Annotated in this window: 19 protein-coding genes; 5 read left to right on the top strand and 14 right to left on the bottom strand. The window is 69.8% G+C overall.

Annotated elements, in window-relative coordinates:
• Nucleotides 1-19 precede the first annotated feature (19 nt).
• Nucleotides 20-1,693 carry an ABC transporter substrate-binding protein gene (locus tag ACFY5A_RS09245; protein WP_105676075.1) on the bottom strand — a complete coding sequence of 558 codons (1,674 nt, stop codon included), beginning with the start codon at nucleotides 1,691-1,693 and terminating at the stop codon, nucleotides 20-22.
• 171 nt (nucleotides 1,694-1,864) lie between these two features.
• On the opposite strand from ACFY5A_RS09245, the gene ACFY5A_RS09240 reads away from it, so the two are divergent.
• Nucleotides 1,865-2,785 (top strand): sugar kinase, encoded by a 921-nt coding sequence (locus ACFY5A_RS09240; RefSeq protein ID WP_341940091.1) that lies wholly within the window; start codon nucleotides 1,865-1,867, stop codon nucleotides 2,783-2,785.
• A gap of 200 nt (nucleotides 2,786-2,985) precedes the next feature.
• On the opposite strand, the gene ACFY5A_RS09235 is transcribed toward ACFY5A_RS09240, so the two are convergent.
• Genes ACFY5A_RS09235 through ACFY5A_RS09215 form a run of 5 tightly spaced genes read right to left on the bottom strand, consistent with a single transcriptional unit; the run spans nucleotide 2,986 to nucleotide 8,444 of the window.
• Nucleotides 2,986-3,849: a MurR/RpiR family transcriptional regulator gene (locus tag ACFY5A_RS09235; protein ID WP_105676071.1), complete on the bottom strand. Its 864-nt coding sequence runs from the start codon at nucleotides 3,847-3,849 to the stop codon at nucleotides 2,986-2,988.
• A gap of 14 nt (nucleotides 3,850-3,863) precedes the next feature.
• Nucleotides 3,864-5,333, bottom strand: coding sequence for a glycoside hydrolase family 3 N-terminal domain-containing protein (locus tag ACFY5A_RS09230; protein ID WP_341940092.1), 1,470 nt, complete (start codon nucleotides 5,331-5,333; stop codon nucleotides 3,864-3,866).
• Nucleotides 5,330-6,142 (bottom strand): carbohydrate ABC transporter permease, encoded by an 813-nt coding sequence (locus ACFY5A_RS09225; protein ID WP_387235914.1) that lies wholly within the window; start codon nucleotides 6,140-6,142, stop codon nucleotides 5,330-5,332. The genes ACFY5A_RS09230 and ACFY5A_RS09225 overlap by 4 nt, the downstream gene beginning before the upstream one ends.
• Nucleotides 6,143-6,159: 17 nt before the next feature.
• Nucleotides 6,160-7,128, bottom strand: a complete 969-nt coding sequence (locus ACFY5A_RS09220; protein ID WP_223587013.1) for a carbohydrate ABC transporter permease — start codon at nucleotides 7,126-7,128, stop codon at nucleotides 6,160-6,162.
• A gap of 14 nt (nucleotides 7,129-7,142) precedes the next feature.
• The gene (locus ACFY5A_RS09215; RefSeq protein WP_105676062.1) at nucleotides 7,143-8,444 is read right to left on the bottom strand and encodes a sugar ABC transporter substrate-binding protein; all 1,302 of its coding nucleotides are present in this window, start codon (nucleotides 8,442-8,444) and stop codon (nucleotides 7,143-7,145) included.
• A 143-nt stretch (nucleotides 8,445-8,587) separates the two neighbouring features.
• Between ACFY5A_RS09215 and ACFY5A_RS09210 the strand changes: the two genes are divergently transcribed.
• From ACFY5A_RS09210 to ACFY5A_RS09195, 4 genes are all read left to right on the top strand, one after another.
• The gene (locus tag ACFY5A_RS09210; protein ID WP_387233379.1) at nucleotides 8,588-9,844 is read left to right on the top strand and encodes an LCP family protein; all 1,257 of its coding nucleotides are present in this window, start codon (nucleotides 8,588-8,590) and stop codon (nucleotides 9,842-9,844) included.
• Between the two features lie 39 nt (nucleotides 9,845-9,883).
• Nucleotides 9,884-10,744 carry a spermidine synthase gene (locus ACFY5A_RS09205; protein ID WP_387233376.1) on the top strand — a complete coding sequence of 287 codons (861 nt, stop codon included), beginning with the start codon at nucleotides 9,884-9,886 and terminating at the stop codon, nucleotides 10,742-10,744.
• A 434-nt stretch (nucleotides 10,745-11,178) separates the two neighbouring features.
• Nucleotides 11,179-11,706: a hypothetical protein gene (locus ACFY5A_RS09200; protein ID WP_105676056.1), complete on the top strand. Its 528-nt coding sequence runs from the start codon at nucleotides 11,179-11,181 to the stop codon at nucleotides 11,704-11,706.
• 71 nt (nucleotides 11,707-11,777) lie between these two features.
• The gene (locus ACFY5A_RS09195; protein WP_105676054.1) at nucleotides 11,778-12,266 is read left to right on the top strand and encodes a SprT-like domain-containing protein; all 489 of its coding nucleotides are present in this window, start codon (nucleotides 11,778-11,780) and stop codon (nucleotides 12,264-12,266) included.
• 19 nt (nucleotides 12,267-12,285) lie between these two features.
• Here ACFY5A_RS09195 and ACFY5A_RS09190 read toward each other — a convergent pair whose 3' ends face one another.
• The 8 genes from ACFY5A_RS09190 to ACFY5A_RS09155 all read right to left on the bottom strand — a co-directional run bounded on the left by ACFY5A_RS09190 (nucleotide 12,286) and on the right by ACFY5A_RS09155 (nucleotide 19,357).
• Nucleotides 12,286-12,705 carry a DUF3054 domain-containing protein gene (locus ACFY5A_RS09190; protein ID WP_105676052.1) on the bottom strand — a complete coding sequence of 140 codons (420 nt, stop codon included), beginning with the start codon at nucleotides 12,703-12,705 and terminating at the stop codon, nucleotides 12,286-12,288.
• Nucleotides 12,706-12,825: 120 nt separating this feature from the next.
• Nucleotides 12,826-13,482, bottom strand: coding sequence for a 2-phosphosulfolactate phosphatase (locus ACFY5A_RS09185; protein WP_387233373.1), 657 nt, complete (start codon nucleotides 13,480-13,482; stop codon nucleotides 12,826-12,828).
• A gap of 161 nt (nucleotides 13,483-13,643) precedes the next feature.
• Complete coding sequence (locus ACFY5A_RS09180; RefSeq protein WP_341940097.1) at nucleotides 13,644-15,101, bottom strand: FtsX-like permease family protein; 1,458 nt, start codon at nucleotides 15,099-15,101, stop codon at nucleotides 13,644-13,646.
• Nucleotides 15,098-15,859, bottom strand: a complete 762-nt coding sequence (locus ACFY5A_RS09175; RefSeq protein WP_387233370.1) for an ABC transporter ATP-binding protein — start codon at nucleotides 15,857-15,859, stop codon at nucleotides 15,098-15,100. Before ACFY5A_RS09175 ends, ACFY5A_RS09180 begins: the two co-directional genes overlap by 4 nt.
• 211 nt (nucleotides 15,860-16,070) lie before the next feature.
• Nucleotides 16,071-16,541 (bottom strand): carboxymuconolactone decarboxylase family protein, encoded by a 471-nt coding sequence (locus ACFY5A_RS09170; RefSeq protein ID WP_341940099.1) that lies wholly within the window; start codon nucleotides 16,539-16,541, stop codon nucleotides 16,071-16,073.
• 53 nt (nucleotides 16,542-16,594) lie between these two features.
• Complete coding sequence (locus ACFY5A_RS09165) at nucleotides 16,595-17,230, bottom strand: response regulator (RefSeq protein WP_387233367.1); 636 nt, start codon at nucleotides 17,228-17,230, stop codon at nucleotides 16,595-16,597.
• Entirely contained in the window at nucleotides 17,227-18,414 is a 1,188-nt protein-coding gene (locus tag ACFY5A_RS09160) for a histidine kinase (RefSeq protein WP_341940100.1), read from the bottom strand. Before ACFY5A_RS09160 ends, ACFY5A_RS09165 begins: the two co-directional genes overlap by 4 nt.
• 151 nt (nucleotides 18,415-18,565) lie before the next feature.
• Nucleotides 18,566-19,357 carry a class I SAM-dependent methyltransferase gene (locus ACFY5A_RS09155; protein ID WP_387233363.1) on the bottom strand — a complete coding sequence of 264 codons (792 nt, stop codon included), beginning with the start codon at nucleotides 19,355-19,357 and terminating at the stop codon, nucleotides 18,566-18,568.
• Nucleotides 19,358-19,360 lie beyond the last annotated feature (3 nt).

Genomic DNA, 19,360 nt, shown 5'->3' with positions numbered 1-19,360 from the left:
GGTTGTCGGCGTCAGCCCGTTACTTGGTGAGGACGATGTCCGTGAAGACCTCGTCGTTCACCGGGCTGGCCGGGTAGCTCTTCACGCGGGGGTCGAACGCCAGGGTCGGCGCCGGGTGCGCGAGCGGGACACCGGGGATGAACTGCGCGACATCCTCGTTGATCTGCTCGTAGAGCTTGCTCTGCTCCTCGAGGTTGGAGACGCCGCGGGCATCTGCCAGCTTCTGGAACAGCTCGGGGTTGTCGAAGCCCCACTCGGAGCTCTTCTGTCCGAAGAAGACGCCGACGAAGTTGTCGGTGTCGTTGTAGTCGCCGGTCCAGCCGAGCAGGTGGATGCCGTGGTCGGACGTGCCGGTGGTGCGGTCGAGGTACTCGACCCATTCCTCGGACACCGGGGTGGTCTCGACGCCGACCTCCTTGAGCTGCGTGGACAGCACGGTGAAGATCTGCTCGGGGTCCGGCATGTACGGACGCGAGACGTTGACCGGGTAGTTGAAGGTCAGCTTGAGGGGGTTGGCCTCGGTGTAGCCGGCCTCGGCGAGCAGCGACTTCGCCTTCTCGGGGTCGAAGTCGTAGGTCGTGACGTCGGGGTTGTAGCCGTTGACGACCTCGGGGACGAACTCGATGGCCTTCTTGGTGCCCTCGGGGAGCACCTGGCTGATCAGCGCGTCCTTGTCGATCGCGTAGGAGAGCGCCTCGCGGACCTTCGGGTTCTGCAGCTCGGGCACCGCCTGGTTGAACGCCAGGTAGAGGATGGTGAACGGCGGACGGGCGACCATGGTGAAGCCGTCGTCGGAGAGCGCCTTCGTGTCAGCGGGGCCGACCAGGTCGTAGCCGTCGATCGAGCCGGACTCGAGCGCCTGGCGGCGTGCGGTCGGGTCGTCGATCGTGCGGAAGATGATCTCGTCGATCTGGCCCTTGTCGCCCCAGTAGCCGTCGTACGACTTGAGCGTGACCTGCTCGCCCGGAGCCCACTCCTCGAACTGGTAGGGACCGGTGCCCACGGGGTGGCCCATGGCGTACTCGGAGAGCACGGGGGCCTCGGCGGATCCCGACACCTCGTCGGCGCCGAACTCCTTCAGCGCCGAGGGGCTCTGCATCGCGAACGCGGGCAGGGACAGCGAGGCGACGAAGCCGGCGAACGGCTTGTTCAGCTCGATCGTGACCTTGTCGTCGCCGTCGGGCGTGCAGGACTTGTAGACGGCGTCAGCCGCGGTGGAGGCGTAGCCGTGGAACAGCTTGTTGTAGTAGTAGCCGAAGGCCTCGGACGCGGCCAGGCCCGTCCAGTTGTACCAGCGGTCGAAGTTGACGCAGACGGCCTCGGCGTTGAACGGGGTGCCGTCCTGGAAGGTGACGTCCTTCTTGAGCGTGAACGTGTGGGACATGCCGTCGTCGGACGACTCCCACGACTCCGCGAGCAGCGGAGCCGGGTCTGCGGTGCCGGGCTTGGTGCCGACGAGACCCTCGAAGATCTGACGCGAGACGCGGAAGCTCTCGCCGTCCTGAGCGAAGGCGGGGTCGAGGCTCGCCGGGTCGGAGGACGCGGCGAAGACGAACGTGCCGTCGACGTCGCCGGAGGCGGTGTCACCCTTGTCTCCGCGCTCGCTGGCGACGCAACCCGCCAGGACGAGAGCGGCGAGAGCGGCTCCGGTGACGGCGATGAGACCCCGCCGTCGTGTGACTGTGTGGTGCATGGTGTGACCTTCCCTGTTGGGGCGCTTCGTTGCGCGACCCGGGAGCCTCTTCGCCCCCGGACACGGTGATCCCTCGACGCTACCCAGCGAATCCATAGATGCCAAATGCTTGCAGGTTGCGATCCGGTATCGGACTCACGGGTGCCGGGGCGATCCGGTAGCGTCGGAGACGTGCCCGACACCTCTCCCCTCGCCGTCTGCGTCGGCGAGGGTCTGATCTCGCTCGTACCGGTCGCGGCGGCCCCGCTCGAGGACTGCAAGACCTTCCGCAGATCACTCGCCGGCGCCGAGTGGAACACCGCGATCGCCCTCGCCTCGGCGGGCATCCGCACCGCCGTCGTGTCGCGCGTCGGAGACGACGGCTTCGGTCGCTTCCTGCGCAGCGAGCTGCGCGACCACGGCGTCGACGACTCGGCGGTCGAGGTCGATCCCGACGCCCCGACCGGTCTCTACGTGAAGGAGCTGTCCCCGCTGCCCGACGGCTCGATCGACGGCACCATGCACTACTACCGGAAGGGCTCTGCGGCATCCGCTCTCTCCCCCGGCACCCTCGCGTCTCCGGCGGCATCCGCTCTGCTCGATCAGGCCGCGCTCGTACACACCTCGGGCATCACGCCCGCCCTCTCGGCGAGCGCCCGTGCCGCGCAGGACGCACTGTTCGACGCCCCACGGGGCGAGCGTCTGGTGAGCTTCGACGTGAACTGGCGCCCTGCGCTGTGGCGCGGGCGGGAAGACGAGGGAAAGGCCCTGATCGCCGCCTATGCACGGCGTTCCGACGTACTGTTCTGCACCCGGCCGGATGCCGAGGCCGTGTTCGGCACCTCTGACCCTGAGCGCCTCCGCGAGCTGTTCCCCGAACCCCGATATCTGCTGGCGACGCACTCCCGCGGGGCCGAGGCCTTCGACGGATCGGAGCGCACGCACAGCGACGCCCTCGACGTCGCCGTCGTGGAGACGATCGGCGCCGGCGACGCGTTCGCGGCCGGGTTCCTGGCCGGCATCCTCACGGGCCTGTCACTCAGCGGCAGTCTCTCCCGCGCGCACCGCATCGCCACGCGCGCCCTGGCGAGCACGCGCGACCACGTCGACTGAGGCGCGTCGGACGACACCCCGTTTCGTCTCGTCGCTGCGCTCCTCGCTCAACGACCCGCGGAGGAGACGGCGCCCACTCGACGGAGGGGAAGGCGCCCACCCCGCGGAGGTGACGCCGCCCGCTCCGCGAAGAAGAGCCCACACCCCGCGGGACGAGACCGCCGCGGTCGTTGAGCGAGCGCAGCGAGACGACACGCGGCTCAGCGCCCTCGGCGGGTCGCGGCGTCGTGCGTCAGCTGGAGCGGGATCACGACGGGCAGTCCGCGATGCTGCACGACCCTGACGAACAGGATGTCGACGAGCACGAGCTGTGCGATGCGGCTGGACATCGCCGCCATCCGGAAGGGCGACTCCTGCGCGTGGGTGAGCAGCACCACGTCGGCGGCGAGGGCGAGCGTCGACTCCTCGACGCTCGTGACGGCGACCGTGAGCGCGCCGGCATCCCTGGCGACCTCCACCGCGCGCACCACCTCGGCGGTCTCCCCGCCGTGCGAGAACGCGATCGCGACGTCGTCGGATGTGCGAAGGGACGCCGTGGTGAGTGCCAGATGCGGATCGGCGGAGTGCGCCACCGAGCAGCCGATCCGCGCGAGCTTCTGCTGCAGATCCTGCGCGGTGAGCGACGAGGCCGCCTGCCCGTAGACGTCGATGTGGCGAGCCGCCACGACCGCGCGCGCGACCCTGTCGAGCGCCTCGGCGTCGACGCCCAGCGCCGTCTTCTCGATCGCGTCGATCTCCTGCGCGGCGATCTTCGCGCCGATCGCCGTGGGCCCGTCCTCCGGGTCGATCGCCGTCGTGTCGAGGCCGAAGCGCGCCTGCTGGGCCTGCGCGAGGGTGATCGTGCGCGCGGCGGCGACCCGCAGCTCGCGATAGCCGCTGAAACCCAGCGACTGCGCGAAGCGGGCGACCGTGGAGACCGAGGTGCGGCACAGCTTCGCGAGGTCGTTGATCGCGAGGTCGACGACGAGCGTCGGGTCGCCCAGGATCGTGTCGGCGACCCTCGCTTCGGCGGCGCTCAACCGAGGAAGGGATCGCCGAACCAGTGCGAGAACGTCAGCGTCCACGGTGGCCTCCGCGCTCAGCCTACGCGGCCGAGCAGCGTCTCCCTGGCGATCAGAGCCCCGATGCGGCTCGCGGCTCCCACCTCGACGGTGGGCAGTGCCAGCGGGCGCTCGGCGGCCAGCCCGACGTTGACGGCGACGGCGGCCGCATCGCGCTGCGCTGCGCGCTCCACGAGGGCCCGCTGCGCCGGATCGGCGTCGGGGCGGTCGACGAGGATCACCGTGGTGCCCTCGGCGGCGACCGCCGCGTCCAGCGCGGCATCCTGCTCCTCGACGCCGGTGCTCGCCACGTCGAGCCGCACCCGGTGGCCGTCGCCGGCCAGCGCTGCGGCGACATAGCCCGCAGCGCTGTCGACGGCGAGCGACGAGCGGCGGCGCGCATCGACGACGGAGAGAGCGGATGCCGGTGCGACGCCCGCGTCGGCGACGGCCCTGCGGACCACCTCGGCCGCGTCGAAGTCGGCGACCTGCACAGCATCCGCCTCCCGCAGTCTCGCGGCCAGCGCGGCGACGCGACCCGCGGCCTCACGGACCCGCTCCTCCGACAGCGAGCCGTCGCGGAGAGCGGCGACGATGCCGTCGCGCGCCGCGAGGAAGTCGCGGAGATCCTGGTCGGGAAGCGCGGCCTCGCCCGGGTTGGTCGGGTTTCCGATGCACAGCAGATCGGCCCCCGCGGCCAGGGCCTTGGCCGCTCCCCCGCCGATGCCGACGGTCTCGCGGATCGCGGCCATGTCGAGCGCATCGGTGATGATCACGCCTTCGAAGCCCATCTCGCGCAGCATCCCCAGGACCCGCGGGTTCAGGGTCGCCGGCTCCTCGCCCCACGCGGGGACGACGATGTGCGCGGTCATGATCGTGTCGACGCCGGCGGCGATCGCGGCGCGGAACGGCTCGAGGTGCACGCGCTCGAACTCCTCGACCGGCAGGGCGATCTCGGGAAGCGAATGATGCGAGTCGAGATGGGTGTCCCCATGACCGGGGAAGTGCTTGACGCAGGCCGCGACGGCGCCGTTCTGGATGCCGCGCACCTCCGCCACCGTGTGCCGGGAGACGAGCTGCTCGTCACTGCCGAAGGAGCGGACGCCGATCACGGGGTTGCGCGGGTCGGTGTTCACGTCGGCGACCGGTCCGAGGACGACGTTGCCGCCGATCGCACGCACGCGTCGTGCGAGCTCGGCGCCGGTGGCCTCGGTCGCCGCGACGTCGTCGAGGCGGCCGAGCTGAGCCGCCCCCGGAAGGGTCGAGCCCGTGGCCGTCTCGAGGCGGGTGACGCTGCCGCCTTCCTCGTCGATGCCGATCAGCGCGTCCGGTCGGGCGGCGAGGATCTCTTCGCTGAGGGAGGCGAGATCGTCGCTGATGTTCTGACCGAAGTAGACGACGCCGGCGAGACCATCGCGCAGCTCCTCCAGGAGCCACGCGGGGGCCGTCGTGCCGAAGAAGCCCGGCCAGAGCACGCCGTTGGCGAGGCGGGTGAGGTCGCCGCTCATCCCTTCACCGCTCCCGCCACCATGCCGGCCGAGAGGCGGCGCTGCACGATCACGAAGAAGATCATGACCGGGATGGTGATGATCGTCGACGCGGCCATGATGCTGCCCCAGTCGTTGGAGTGCAGGCCGAAGAACGACTTGAGTCCGATCGACACCGTGTACTGGTCGGTCGCGCTGCCGAGGATCGTCATGGCGAAGATGAACTCGTTCCACGCCGTGATGAAGCTGAAGATGCTCGTCGCGACGAGGCCGGGCATGACCAGCGGCAGCAGGATCGAGCGGAACATCCGCCACCAGCTCGCACCGTCGATGTACGCGGCCTCCTCGAGCTCGACCGGGACCGCGGCGACGAAGCCGCGCAGCATCCAGATGCCGAAGGCAAGCGACAGCGCCACGTAGACGACCATCAGACCCAGGATGCTGTTGAGCAGCCCGAGGCTCTTGACCTGGAGGAACAGCGGGATGACGAGCGCCTCGAGCGGCACCATCTGCACCACGAGGATCATCATGAGGATGGTGGTGCGGAACTTGAAGCGGAACCGGGCGACGGCGACCGCCGCGAGCAGGCAGACCAGCGCGCTGACGAGGACGGTGACCAGTGCCACGATCGCCGAGTTGCGCAGGTAGGTGCCGAAGCCGCCGTCGGTGAGGACGAAGGCGAAGTTGTCGAACGTGAACTCCTGCGGCAGCAGCGACTGCCCGCCGCTCGACGCCTTCTTGTCCAGGGCGCTGGAGACCATCCAGTACACCGGGAACAGGGTGAAGATCAGGACGGCGGCGATCGCGACGCCTGTGCCGACCCTCGACATGACAGACCGACGGGAGCTCACAGCTCGTCCTCCTTCATGAGGGAGCGGATGTACACGATCGTGATGCCGATCAGCACGAGGGTCAGCAGCACAGCGAGGGCGGCGCCGAACCCGTACTTGTTCTGACCGAAGGACTCGACGTACGACCACACGCCGAGGTTGAGCACGGAGCGGTTGCCTCCGTTTCCACCGGGCATCAGATACACCTGAGCGAAGACCTTGAAGTCCCAGATCGTCGACAGGATGATGACGACCGAGAACACGGGCTTGAGCGTCGGGAAGACGATCTGCCAGAACCGGCGCCAGGCGTTCGCACCGTCGAGGGCGGCGGCCTCGAGCATCTCCTTCGAGACGCCGAGGAGTCCGGCCAGCACCGTGATCGCGACGAACGGGAAGCCGTGGTGCACGACGTTGAGGAGGACGATGGCGTAGAACGACCACTGGTTCGTGAACCAGTTGACGGGCTCGTCGATCAGCCCCAGGTCCTGCAGGACTGCGTTGAAGATGCCGCGGTCGGCATCGAAGATGAAGGTCCAGACGTAGGTGCCGGTCACCGCGGGCATCGCCCAGGCGACCATGATGCAGCTGGAGACGATGGTGCGCCACACCGGGCCGAGCTTCGCGAGCAGCAGGGCGACGAGCGTGCCGACGGCGACGGTGACGAACACCGCGACGGCGGCGAAGCCGACCGTGTTCGGCAGCACGACGGTCCACAGCTGCGGGTCGCTGAGCGCCTTCGCGTAGTTCTCGAGGCCGATCCAGTTCTGCTCGCCGGTGTTGATCTCGCGCAGACCGTAGTCCTGCAGCGAGAAGAGGAACACCTGCACGAGGGGCCACAGCATGAGCACCGCGAGGATGATCAGGCCGGGAGCGAGAAGAAGCCACGGGCGGGCCTTCACCAGGGAGAACCCGCGCGGCCTGCCGGCCACGGAGGCGGAGGAGGACTCCGCCTTCGTGGCCGGCAGCGGTGCTTGCACCATCGACATGGAGGGAGACTTTCCTACTGGTTGAGGAGCTCGGTCATCTCAGCAGCGGCATCCTTCGTCGCCGTGGCGACGTCCTTCTGCCCGCTGAGGATGGCCTGGATCATCGAGTTGGTGGTCTTCTTCGCCTGCACGGCACCGAAGTTCGGGGTGACGGGCACGGAGGCGCCGCCCTCGACCATCTGCTGCGCGAACGGGGCGACCAGCGGGTCGGTCGAGGCGAGGGCCTCTTCCATCGCCGACTGCACGCCGGGGAAGTAGCCGGTCTCCTGCGACCACTGCTCGGCGAACTTGCCGGTGGTCATGAGCTGGACGAACTTCCAGGCGAGGTCGGCGTTCTTGGTCGTGTTGAAGATCGACAGGTGCGAGCCGCCGAGCACGGAGGGGGCGATACCGCCGTCCTTGCCCGGGATGACCGCGGCGCCGATCTTGCCGTCGAGCTCGGGGTTGGCCTCGATGAGGGCCTTGGGGGTCCAGGAGCCCGAGAGCATCATGGCGACGTTGCCCTGGGTGAAGGCGTCGCGGAGGTCGGTCTCCTTCCAGGTCGTGGCGCCGGCCGACGAGAAGCCGTGCTTCGTCGCGAGGTCGGTGTAGAACTCGATCCCCTCCTGGGACTTCTTGCTGTCGAGCTCGCTGGTCCACGTCTTGCCGTCGAGGGTCGCGACCTCTCCGCCCGCGCCCCAGACCCAGGGGTAGACCTGGAACTCGGCGTCACCCGGAACCGGGAAGGGCAGCATGTCGGGCTTGGCGGCCTTGATGGCCTCGCCGGCGGCGACGATGTCGTCCCAGTTCTTCGGAGCGTCGAGACCGAGCTCCTCGAAGACGTCCGTGCGGTACACGAGGGAGCGGACGCCGGCGTACCACGGCATGCCGTAGAGCTCGCCGTCGTAGGTGCCCGCGACCTTGAGGCCCTCGACGAGGTCCTTGTCGAGGCCCTTCTCGGCGGCGACGTAGTCGTCGATGGGCAGCAGTGCGCCGGCATCGGCGAACTCGGCGGTCCAGGTGGTGCCGGTCTCGGCGATGTCGGGGGTCGTCTGTCCGGCGATCGAGGTCACGAAGCGGTCGTGCGCATCCGCCCACTGGACCTCTTCGATCTTGACCGTCGCGCCGGTCTCCTTCTTGAACTCCTTGGAGACGGCGTCGTAGAAGGCGGTCGAGTCGGGGTTGGTGCCCTTCATGATCCAGACGGTGAGCTCCTTGCCCTTTCCGTCGACGGATCCGCCATCACTGGAGCCGGTTCCTCCACCGCTCGAGCAGGCTGCAAGGCCCAGGGTGGCCACGGCGCCCAGCGCCACAGCCGAGAGAATGCGCTTGTGCATCAGGGATCTCCTCTTTGAAACGTCCTGGCGGCATCGGGTGCTCACCAACTGAGATAAGTATCCACGACTAACTAATTCGCTGCAACTAATTCTCAAGATCGTCATCTCGTCGTGACACAAATTTCCAAAGGTAGGCTCAGCCCATGCGCCGTCCCCACGACAGCACCGACCGCTCGACCGTCGCACGTCACGCACATCTGCCCTCCCCCTCTCGCCTCTCCGTCGGGCTCAAGCTGACCGGCATCGCCCTGAGCGTCGTGCTCGTATCGGCGATCGCCGTGGCCGGATACCTCGTCGCCGACTTCGCGAACCGCATCGGCGACGGCGCCGTCGTCCTCGAGGGCGCCCCCACGGTCGCACCACCCGCTCTCGGCCCCTATCCGGCGGACAAGTCGTTCGACATCCTCGTCGTCGGCACGGACGAATGCGGGGAGATCTCGAAGCAGTACCTCGCCGAGCGCTGCGAGAAGGTCGACGACGGCATCCGCAACGACGTGAACCTCCTCGTGCACGTCTCCGCCGAACCGCGGAACGTCACGGTGGTGTCCTTCCCGCGCGACCTCATGGTCAAGGTGCCGTCCTGCACGAGAGAAGACGGCTCCACTGCGCCCTCCTCCCCCAAGGTCGCCTTCAACAGCCTGTTCGACCGCGCCGGCGTCTCCTGCATCGTGAAGACCGTCTCCGAGCTCAGCGGCATCCCCATCGGGTTCGCCGCCAAGATCAGCTTCGACGGTGTGATCGAGATCACCGACGCGATCGGCGGCGTCGAGGTCTGCGTCGCGGGCAAGGGCATCCGCGATTCGCAGGCCGGCATCAACCTGCCGCCGGGCACCCACACGGTGTCGGGCCCGGACGCTCTCGCGTTCATCCGCACCAGGCACGGCGTCGGCGACGAGAGCGACCTCGCCCGCATCTCGAACCAGCAGCAGTACATGTCGCGTCTGGCGAAGAAGATCCTCAGCGCCGAGACGCTCACCGATCCGGCGAAGGTGCTGCGCCTGGCGACCACCGTCGCCGACAACATCGTCCCCAGCGAATCGCTCAACAACGCGCTCACGCTGACGCAGCTCGGCCTCGCCCTGAAGGACGTGCCGTTCTCGGACTTCGTGTTCGTGCAGTTCCCCAACGGAGCAGACCCGACGGACAGCAACAGGGTCGTCCCCGACGAAGCCGCCGCCGAGCAGCTCTGGCAGGCGCTGATCGCTGGGCAGCCGATCGCCCTCTCCGGCGACGTGGCGACGAACTCCGGCGTCGAGCTGGTCACCCCGGCGCCCACCGCGCCTCCGGTCGAGACCGCGACGCCCACCGAGACTCCCGAGGTGCGCACGACGCTGCCCCCGGAGATCTCCGGACAATCCGTGGATCAGGAGACCTGCTCCAACGGCAGGCAGTCGAAGTGACCGCGTAGGGCTCGGAGCACGACCGCGTAGTCTCGGAGCATGGGCAGGACGCGCGCACGAGACACCGAGCATCCGCAGGCCCGACTCGACCAGGGAGGCCTAGCCCGCATCGTGCCCTCGGAGTTCACGAGCGGGTTCGAGCTGATCGTCGACGACACCCCGCAGTCGCACGTCGATCTCGACGACCCGACGCATCTGCACTTCGAGTACATCGTGCGCATGGGCGCCGTGATCGACCAGCTGCCCGCTGGCGCGCTGACGGCCGTGCACCTGGGTGCGGGCGCCATGACGATCCCTCGCTACGTCGAGGCCACGCGGCCCGGCTCCCGTCAGCAGGTCATCGAGCTCGAGGGTCCGCTCGCGGCACTCGTGCGCGAGCACCTGCCGCTGCCCCGGGGCGCGGCGATCCGCGTGCGCATCGGCGATGCGAGGGCGGGCGTGCAGAAGCTGCCCCCGGCGCTCACGGGCGCGTGCGACCTCGTCGTCTCCGACGTCTACTCCGGAGCGCAGACTCCCGCGCACCTCACGAGCGTCGAGTTCTACCGGGAACTGCGCGAGCTGCTGGCGCCATCCGGCGTGCTGCTCGTGAACGTGGCCGACGGACCGGGCCTCGCCTTCGCCCGACGCCAGGCCGCGACCGTCGCGGAGGTGCTCCCAGAGATCGGCATCCTCGCCGACACCCAGGTGCTCAAGGGCCGCCGCTTCGGCAACCTCGTGATCGCCGCATCCGCCACCCCTCTGCCCACCGAGTGGCTGCCGAGGATGCTCGCGGCGGGCCCGCATCCCGCGAAGATCGCCCAGGGCGCGGAGGTCGCCTCGTTCATCCAGGGCGCGAGAGTGGTGACCGACGCGGATGCCGTGGCATCCCCTCGCCCCGACGCCTCCCTCTTCCTGCGCTGACCCGCCGCCTTCACTCTCGCGGCACTTTGCCGGGCTGAGGGGTCAAAAAGCGTCCCCTCACGAGCCCCGCACCCAACACTTCATGACCCCTCACCCCGTGTGCCCCGCGCTCCCTTGCGCGAGAGGTCGCAACACGTCCCCTCACGAGCCCCGCACCCAACACTTCATGACCCCTCACGCACCGCGCGCAGCGCAAGTGGGGGTCAAGAAGCATCTCGCCCCTCCTACCGTGGCCCTCTCGCCCCGTCATGCCCTCGCATACGTGAGGGGTCAAAATGTGTCCCTTCGGGGGCCCAGCATTCAACGATCTTTGGCTCCTCAGCCCGGGCGGAGCACGACCTGCGGAATCGGATGCCGAGGAGCGGGGCGCGCCGCCCCCGCGACCGCGGCGAGGCCATGCAGACTGGAACGCGGGACGCTGCGGAAGGAGAGCAATGAGTTTCATCCGGGGATACGACCAGGACACCCTCCGCGAGCTGGTCGATCTCGATGAGTGCGAGACGAGGCTCGCCGAGATCGAGTATCAGCGCAGCCTTCCGGCTCTGCTGGAGCGCGTGTGGCTGCTGAAGGTGCTCGGACGCCTCGACGATGCGCTCGCGCTGGCGGACGAGGCCGTGCGCCAGGCCCGCATGGCCGGCACCCGCAAGGACGTTCTGCGCGCCCGCGTGCTGCACGCGACCGTCCTGCAGTTCCGCGGCGCCCACGCGGCGGCCGAACAGGAGCTCGCCACCTGCGCCGACGAGGCCGAAGGACAGCGGTGGCTGTCGATCGCCGCCTTCGCCCACCAGCACCACGGCAAGAACGCATACGAGGCCGAGGACTACGAGACCGCGCGCGAGAGCTTCAAGAGGTCGCTCTTCCTGCGCCGCGAGGCCGGCGCCGAGGACCGCGAGCTGGAGACGGCGCTGCTCGCCATCGACGCGGCGGAGCGTCGTCGATCGACGCAGCTCGTCGCGGGCTGAATCCGCCCCTTCACCCTGACGCGGTGCGTCGAGCCGACCTCAACGTCCCCGGCATGGCTTAGCCTGGGCGCATGGCGGAACTCGACCGTGTGCGCGTCTGGGGCGAAGCACTGATCACGCTGCATCTCGATGACAGCTGGTCGTTCGGCTTCGACAATGCGAAGCGCCGTGCAGGACAGTGCGATTACACGAACAAACGGATCACCGTGTCGCGCTATCTCGCCGCGCGATTCGACGACGATGAGATCCATCAGGTGCTGCTGCACGAGGTGGCCCACGCGCTCGCCGGGCATCGAGCGGCGCACGGCCCGACCTGGAAGCGCGTCGCGCGCGATCTGGGCTACGTCGGCGGCACCACGCATCACGGCGAGACGGCGGTGGAACTCGCCCCCTGGGTCGGCACCTGCCCCGCAGGGCACGTGACCTATCGACACCGCCGTCCGACGCGTGCGACCTCGTGCGCCCGCTGCTCGCGGTCCTTCGACGCCCGGCATCAGTTCACCTGGACGCGACGCGAGATCACCGCCGACGTGCGGCTGGCGGCACAGTCCGCACGCTGACCGACGGCGGCCCGCGGGCTCAGACCGACGTCGGCTCCTCGGGGGCATCGGATGCCGCGGCATCCGTCGTGCTCTCCTGCACACCCCGCCTGCGACGCAACAGCGCGGCGAGCGCCCGCCATCCGACCAGGAAGACACCGAGCACGATCGTGGCGACGATGATGAACGGCACCTGCGCCGTATCGCCCGAGACCACCCGCAGCAGCATCCCGCCGGCCACGGTCACCACCCAGACGACGGCGCCCCACAGAATCGACCACGGCTTGCGCGGTCCGCTGCCCATCAGGGCGGCGAGGGCATGTCCGACGACGAGGGCGACGAGGAACGGCCAGGCCGTGAGGAGGAAGCCGATCGGACTCTCGCCATGGGACGCACGTCCGATCACGGCGAAGATCAGAACCAGCACGGCGTCGACGAGGAAGGCGGGGAGGTACCTCATGCCACGACCCTACGTCCGCGGCGGCGGATTCCTCGCCGGACGCACGGCCTGTTGAGGACTGCGACGGATGGTCGTGCCGTGCGCCGCCACCCTACGTCGCGGCGGGGCGGATGCCGCGGCCTACTCGAACCGGACGAACAGGCCCTCGCGAAGAACAGGGACGACATCGCTCGAGTCCAGTGACGCCGCCTCGGCGACGGACGCTGGACGGATGCCGGACTCCGCCATCCGTGCGGTGGAGGCCACGCCGATCTCCAGCTCTCGGGCGGAGCCGCTGGCGCTGAGCAGGTGGCCCAGAGCCCGCCGCAGCGCGCGGAAACCCTCGGCGGCGACGGCCGCATCCGGCGCGGTGTGATCGATGCCGAGGTCGGTGAGCGCGGCGATCACCGCCCCCGCCCCGAGCTGATCCTCCACCGCGAAGCGCAGCGACCCGTCGTCCGCCTTCTCGCCCGCCGCGATCACGGCGACCGAGGTGCGCGCCTGACGTCGCTCCTGCACGGTCTGCACGGCTCTCGCCACCGCCGAGGCGTTGCGCAGCCCGCCCACCAGGACGAGGGCGTCGCCCGCCGATGCGGCCACGGCGGCGCCGTTGCTCGACCACTCGACGGCGTCTGCGAGCGCGACGACGGTCCCCGACGCCACGGCATCCGGGAGCGTCGAGGAGAACCGCAGCACGTCGACCACCACGACGATGTCGGCCGGCGCCAGGCGGGCGAGCCCGGCGACACCCCACTCGTGGCGGACCTGGTAGGTGGACTGATCGAACGGCGAAGCCATCCGTCCAGCCTATGCGCCCCGGAGAGCGGGCCCGCCGCCCCAGGACGCAGTCCGCAGCCACGGGGTGCACGAAACGGACGCCTCCGCACCGCAGAGGCGTCCATCTCCGTCACCGGGGCTCCGCACGCGAGATCGGCTCCCCGCATCGGGCCCCGAGTCGTTCAGTCGGCGGCCAGCGCCTCGACCGGAGCGACGCGGGTCGCGAGACGCGTGGGGGTGGCCGCCGCGACGAGCGTCAGCACCGCGGTCGCGGCGACGATGATCACGATGGGCAGCCACGGGACGTGCGGAGGCACGAGACCCGCCGGCACGAAGTCGGGCAGCGTGGGGACCGATCCCAGCAGCGACTGCGCGGCGATCCAGCCGTACACGACACCCAGCACGAGTCCGGTCAGCGTCGCAGCGACCGTGATGTGCGTCGCCTCCAGCAGCACCATGCGGCGCACCTGACCGTTGGACAGCCCGATCGAACGGAGCAGCCCGAGCTCGCGACGGCGCTGCACCACGCCGATCGTGAGCAGGTTCACGAGTCCGACGGCGGCGATCACCGCGGAGACCGCGACGAGCACCATCATGACCGAGGCGAACGCGTCGAAGGGCGCGAAGAACTCCGCGGGGACCTCGCCCTCCACCTGGTTGATCATCATCTGCTTCACCGACTCGAGCGCGACGGCGAACATCGTCACGAGCGTGACGCCCATCACGACGCCGATGGCCATGCGCGAGGAGCGCTCCGGGTACCGGAGGGCGTTCTCGGCGGCGAGGCGCGCCGTCGCACTGCGCCCGAAGAGACGGCCGACGAGGCGGAGCACCGGAGGCATGAAGAGCACGGAGCCCAGAGCGAGCCCGGTGAACGACAGCAGGCCGCCGAAGAAGGCGACGACGACGCCGAGCGGGCTCGCGAGCCCGACCAGCACGCCGCCGGCGAGGAGGGCCGCACCGATGGCCAGAAGCACCCACGCGCCGATGTGACGGCCGGGGCGGGAGACCTCGTCGTGCGTGCGCTCGACGGAGCCGCCGATCGCCTGCAGCGGGGTCACCGCCAGCACACGGCGGGATCCCGCCCAGGCCGCAGCCCAGGTCGTGAGCGCGACGCCGACGGCGGGCAGCACGATGAACGGCTGCGCGAGCGAGAAGCCGACGGGAGGGTTGGCGAGCAGCCCAGAGGCGATCTGCACGCCGGCGACGGAGGCGAGCAGCCCGGCGAGCAGCCCGAGCACGGCGCCGATGATGCCGACGATCAGCCCCTGACGTCCCACCTCACCGCGCTGCGAGCGCGCCGTGGCCCCGATCAGGCGCATGAGCGCGATCTGCCTGGTGCGTCCCGCGATGATCGTGGAGAACGTGTTGGCGGTGACGATCGCGGCGACGTACATCGCGACGCCTGTCAGCAGCACGGACAGGATGCCGACGACGATGGCGAGCGTCTCGCTGTCTCCGATGAAGGGGTCGGCCTGCAGCACCGCGCCGATGAACACCGTCGTCTCCACCAGGAGCACGCCGAATGCGGCCGACAGCGTCGCCACGAGGATGCTGGCGCCCATGCCCCTGTCGCGGAGCCACGCCAGCCGAGGACCGGTCGCCGATGTCTGCGGAACGACCGTCGCGACCGCGCTCACGCCGCCACCTCGGCGGCGAGCATGTACGCCGAGATCTCTTCGGCGGTCTGCCGCGGGTGATCGGCGACGATGCGGCCGTCGCCGAGGAAGAGCACGCGGTCGGCATGGCTCGCGGCGATCGCGTCGTGCGTGACCATCGCGATGGACTGGCCATGCTCGCGGCTGGCGGTGGCGAGGAGCTGGAGCACCTCGCGACCTGTCTTGGAGTCGAGGTTGCCCGTCGGCTCGTCGGCGAAGACGAGGTCGGGGGCCGTGGCGAGGGCGCGGGCGATCGCGACGCGCTGCTGCTGGCCGCCCGAGAGCTGGTGCGGGCGGTGGTCCAGGCGTGCGACGAGTCCGAGGGTCTCGATGAGGCCGTCGATGCGGGCCTTCTCGATCGCGCTCGGACGACGCCCGTCGAGCTCGAAGGGCAGCATGATGTTGCCGAGCGCCGTGAGCGTGGGAACGAGGTTGAACGCCTGGAAGATGAAGCCGACGCGGCGTCGGCGCAGGATCGTGAGGTCGAGGTCTCCGAGTCCGGTGATCTCGGTGTCTCCGATCCAGGCACGCCCCTCGGTGGGGGTGTCGAGTCCGGCCATGATGTGCATGAGCGTGGACTTGCCGGAGCCCGATGGGCCCATGATCGCGGTGAACTGACCGCGACGGATGCCGACGCTCACATCGTCGAGGGCGCGCACGGTGCCCTCGCCGGCGCCGTAGGTCTTCTTCAGGTGCTGGACGCGGGCGGCGAGCCCCAGGTCTGTGGTCGTGATCTCCATGCCTTCGACGCTATTTCGGCGGCGTCAGCGGGCGCGTCGCCCGTGCGGCGCATCCGCGTACATCTGGAGGATGACATCGCCGTCACCCGCACGAGCGTCCGTGGCCTTCACCCCGCACAAGCGTCCGTGGCCTTCACCCCGCACAAGCGTCTGTGGCCTTCACCCCACACAAGCGTCCGTGGCCTTCACCCCGCACAAGCGTCTGTGGCCATCACCCCACCCAGGCGTGCGTCGATACCCCGACCGCGTTCCAGGCGTTGATCGTGACGATGAGCGCCACGAGCGCCCCCAGCTCCTCCGGCCGGAAGACGGCGGCGGCCGCATCCCAGTCGGCATCGGGGACGTGCGTCTCCGACGTCCTCGTGATGCTCTCGGTCAGCGCGAGGGCGGCACGGTCGCGTGCGGTGAACAGCGGGGACTCCCGCCACACGGCCACCGCGTTGATCCGCTGCGGGGTGTCGCCCGCCGTGAGGGCATCGCCGGAGTGCAGCTCGACGCAGTAGCTGCAGCCGTTCAGCTGGGAGGCTCTGAGACGCACCAGCTCGCGCAGACGGCTCTCGAAGCCCACCGCGTCGAGCTCGCGGACCATCGCGTTGTCGAGATGGGCGAGCGCCCGGGAGAAGTGCGGGGCGACGGCGTCGATGTCGAGGCGGACGGGGATCGGGACGAGAGGTTCTGTCATGACGACAGCATCCTCCCGCCCGCCGACATTCGGCGCCAGGACCGCGGATCGGGTCAGGTGAGCCCGTGCTCGAACGCGAACACGACGAGCTGCACCCGGTCGCGCAGGGAGAGCTTGGTGAGGATCCGGCTGATGTGCGTCTTCACGGTCGCCTCGCTGAGGTACTCGCGCGCGGCGATCTCGGAGTTCGAGAGGCCCCTCGCCGCGAGCGCGAAGATCTCCCTCTCCCGATCGGTGAGGTCGGCGTACTGCGCGGGGACGGGCTTGGGAGCCTCGGCGAAGTGCGCGAAGAGATCACGGGTGGCGGATGCCGCGATCACGCTCGACCCTCCGTGCACGGTGCGGATCGCCGCGAGCAGGAACTCGGGGTCGGCGTCCTTCAGGAGGAACCCGCTGGCCCCCTGACGGATGGCTCTGGCCGCCGCCTCGTCGAGGTCGAAGGTCGTCAGCATCACGATGCGAGGGGCGTCGGGCTGGGTGAGGATCTCGGCGGTGGCCGTGAGGCCGTCCATGACCGGCATCCGGATGTCCATCAGCACGACGTCGGGGCGCGTGGCCAGGACGACGTCGATCGCCTCCCGCCCGTCGCCCGCCTCGCCCACGACGTCGAGGTCGGGCTGCGACGCGACGAGCATGCGGATGCCGGCGCGGAACAGCGCCTGGTCATCGACGAGTACGACCCTGATCATGCGGCTCCTCCGATGGGAAGCGAGGCGCGCACGACGAACCGTTCGCCTTCCTGCCCCGCCTGAAGGCTACCGCCCACGAGCTGGGCGCGCTCGCGCATGCCGATCACGCCGTGGCCGCCCCCGAGCGACGCGGTCTCCTTCTCGAAGGCGTTGGTGACGACGACGTCGACGCGGTCGGGAAGCCACGCGAGCCGCACGTCCACCGCGCCGTCACCGTGTCGGATGGCGTTCGTGAGCGCTTCCTGCAGGATCCGGTAGACGGCGAGCTGGATGGCCCCCGGCGGCTCACCCGGCGGCATCGGATCGACGGTGATGCGCGGTTCGACGCCCGCCTGACGCACCTGCGCGAAGAGGGTCTCGAGGTCGGCGAGGGTCGGCTGAGGACCGTCGCCCTGCCGATGACGCAGCTGGGTGAGGAGCAGCCGCACGTCTGACAGCGCCCCGCGCGCGGTCTGCGCGATCGTGCTCAGCGCCTCGGTCGCCATCTCCGGCTTGACCGCCGCCGCATACCGCGCACCGTCGGCCTGCGCGATCACGACGGCCAGCGAGTGGGCGACGATGTCGTGCATGTCTCGCGCGATCCGCACGCGCTCCTGCTCCTCGGCCGCCATCAGCTCCGCCTGGGCACGGGCGACCTGCGTCTCCCGGCCGTTCAGCACCACGCGCCACAGGAGCCCCGTGCCCCAGGACATCACCATCGCGAGCACGAAGACGGAGGCCATCAGCGAGCCGATCAGCGCTGCGCGCATGGTGCTCGCGGCATCCGTCAGCAGCTCTCCCGACCAGATGACCGCGAAGTAGAGACCGCCGATGATCCCGCCGCCCAGCGCCGAGACGCCGCCGATCCAGAGGATCCGTCGCGTGCCCCACGCGGCCGTCGCGAACAGCACCACGAGGATGCCCGCGTCATAGGCGCTCGGAGGCAGCCCTGCCGCCATCTGCACGACGGCGCCGAACCAGGCGACGCCGATCGCGAGGGTGGGAGACAGACGGCTGATCGCCGCGGCGCCCCACAGGATGAGGCCGACGATGACGTACATCACCACGGCCACCGGCTCGGCGCCGATCCACGCGCTGAGCCAGCTGGAGCCGGCGATGAACGTCAGCGGGGTGGTGACGACGAAGCCGAAGACGGCGCCGATGATGTCGACGACGAGCCAGGCTCGGGAGACGGGGCGGAACACCCTCCTACGGTACGGGGCCGCGCCAGGACGCCGCATCCGTCTGCGGATGTATCCGGCGAGCCGCGTTCACAACTCCTCAAGAATCCGATGTTCGGGCGCTGTGAAGACGCCGTCGCCGCATCCCGGCCCGATTCTTGAGGAGTTGTGAACCTCAGGCGCGCGCGATGATCTCCCCGTGCGGCACGAGGAACCAGCCGTCGCCGTCGTCGGCCCAGCGATGCCAGGCCTCACTGATGCCGCGCAGCTCCGCGTCGGTCGCCATGCCGCTGTCGAGCAGCTGACGGGTCAGCGCGGATTCCAGGATGCGGTCGGCCCACATGCCACCCCACCACGCCCGGTCCTCGGGGTTCGCGTAGCACCAGGTGGATGCCGTCGCCGTGACGTCGTCGAAGCCGGCGGCGCGCGCCCACGACAGCAGACGTCGCCCGGCGTCCGGCTCGCCGCCGTTGGCCTGCGCCGCGCGCCGGTACAGGTCGAGCCAGCGGTCGAGCTCCGGCAGCATCGGGAACCAGTGGAAGCCCGCGTAGTCGGCGTCCCGCGCCGCGACGACGCCGCCGGGCACGGTGACCCTGCGCATCTCCCGCAGCGCCTGCACCGGGTCGCCGACGTGCTGCAGCACCTGGTGCGCGTGCACCACGTCGAAGCTGTCGTCGGCGAAGCTCAGCGCGTGCACGTCCTCGACCGAGAAGTCGATGTTCGCGACGCCCCGGCTCTCCGCGAGCCCGCGCGACAGCCCCAGGGCGTTCTCGTCGATCTCGGTGGCCGTGACGCGGGCCACGACTCCAGCGAAGTCGACCGTGATCGATCCGGGACCGGCCCCGACGTCGAGGAGCCGCGTCGACGGGGTGAGGTGCGGGCGGAGGTACTCGGCGGAGTTCGAGATGTCGCGGCTGCTGTGGGAGCGGAGGACGGACGAGTGGTGTCCATGCGTGTACGTGGCCATGCT

It is taken from the genome of Microbacterium sp. NPDC012755 (assembly GCF_042901325.1).
Lineage (GTDB): Bacteria > Actinomycetota > Actinomycetes > Actinomycetales > Microbacteriaceae > Microbacterium > Microbacterium natoriense.
The sequence above is the reverse complement of the archived record's forward strand: the minus strand, read 5'-3'. Positions and strand labels throughout refer to the sequence as shown.

Excerpts from the sequence above, each read along its gene's own strand:
- ACFY5A_RS09220 (WP_223587013.1), bottom strand. The coding sequence starts at position 7,128 with ATGTCGATGGTGCAAGCACCGCTGCCGGCCACGAAGGCGGAGTCCTCC.
- ACFY5A_RS09200 (WP_105676056.1), top strand. The coding sequence starts at position 11,179 with ATGAGTTTCATCCGGGGATACGACCAGGACACCCTCCGCGAGCTGGTC.
- ACFY5A_RS09170 (WP_341940099.1), bottom strand. The coding sequence starts at position 16,541 with ATGACAGAACCTCTCGTCCCGATCCCCGTCCGCCTCGACATCGACGCC.
- ACFY5A_RS09245 (WP_105676075.1), bottom strand. The coding sequence starts at position 1,693 with ATGCACCACACAGTCACACGACGGCGGGGTCTCATCGCCGTCACCGGA.
- ACFY5A_RS09230 (WP_341940092.1), bottom strand. The coding sequence starts at position 5,333 with ATGAGCGGCGACCTCACCCGCCTCGCCAACGGCGTGCTCTGGCCGGGC.
- ACFY5A_RS09155 (WP_387233363.1), bottom strand. The coding sequence starts at position 19,357 with ATGGCCACGTACACGCATGGACACCACTCGTCCGTCCTCCGCTCCCAC.
- ACFY5A_RS09210 (WP_387233379.1), top strand. The coding sequence starts at position 8,588 with ATGCGCCGTCCCCACGACAGCACCGACCGCTCGACCGTCGCACGTCAC.
- ACFY5A_RS09225 (WP_387235914.1), bottom strand. The coding sequence starts at position 6,142 with ATGTCGAGGGTCGGCACAGGCGTCGCGATCGCCGCCGTCCTGATCTTC.
- ACFY5A_RS09215 (WP_105676062.1), bottom strand. The coding sequence starts at position 8,444 with ATGCACAAGCGCATTCTCTCGGCTGTGGCGCTGGGCGCCGTGGCCACC.
- ACFY5A_RS09185 (WP_387233373.1), bottom strand. The coding sequence starts at position 13,482 with ATGGCTTCGCCGTTCGATCAGTCCACCTACCAGGTCCGCCACGAGTGG.
- ACFY5A_RS09205 (WP_387233376.1), top strand. The coding sequence starts at position 9,884 with ATGGGCAGGACGCGCGCACGAGACACCGAGCATCCGCAGGCCCGACTC.
- ACFY5A_RS09195 (WP_105676054.1), top strand. The coding sequence starts at position 11,778 with ATGGCGGAACTCGACCGTGTGCGCGTCTGGGGCGAAGCACTGATCACG.
- ACFY5A_RS09165 (WP_387233367.1), bottom strand. The coding sequence starts at position 17,230 with ATGATCAGGGTCGTACTCGTCGATGACCAGGCGCTGTTCCGCGCCGGC.
- ACFY5A_RS09190 (WP_105676052.1), bottom strand. The coding sequence starts at position 12,705 with ATGAGGTACCTCCCCGCCTTCCTCGTCGACGCCGTGCTGGTTCTGATC.
- ACFY5A_RS09175 (WP_387233370.1), bottom strand. The coding sequence starts at position 15,859 with ATGGAGATCACGACCACAGACCTGGGGCTCGCCGCCCGCGTCCAGCAC.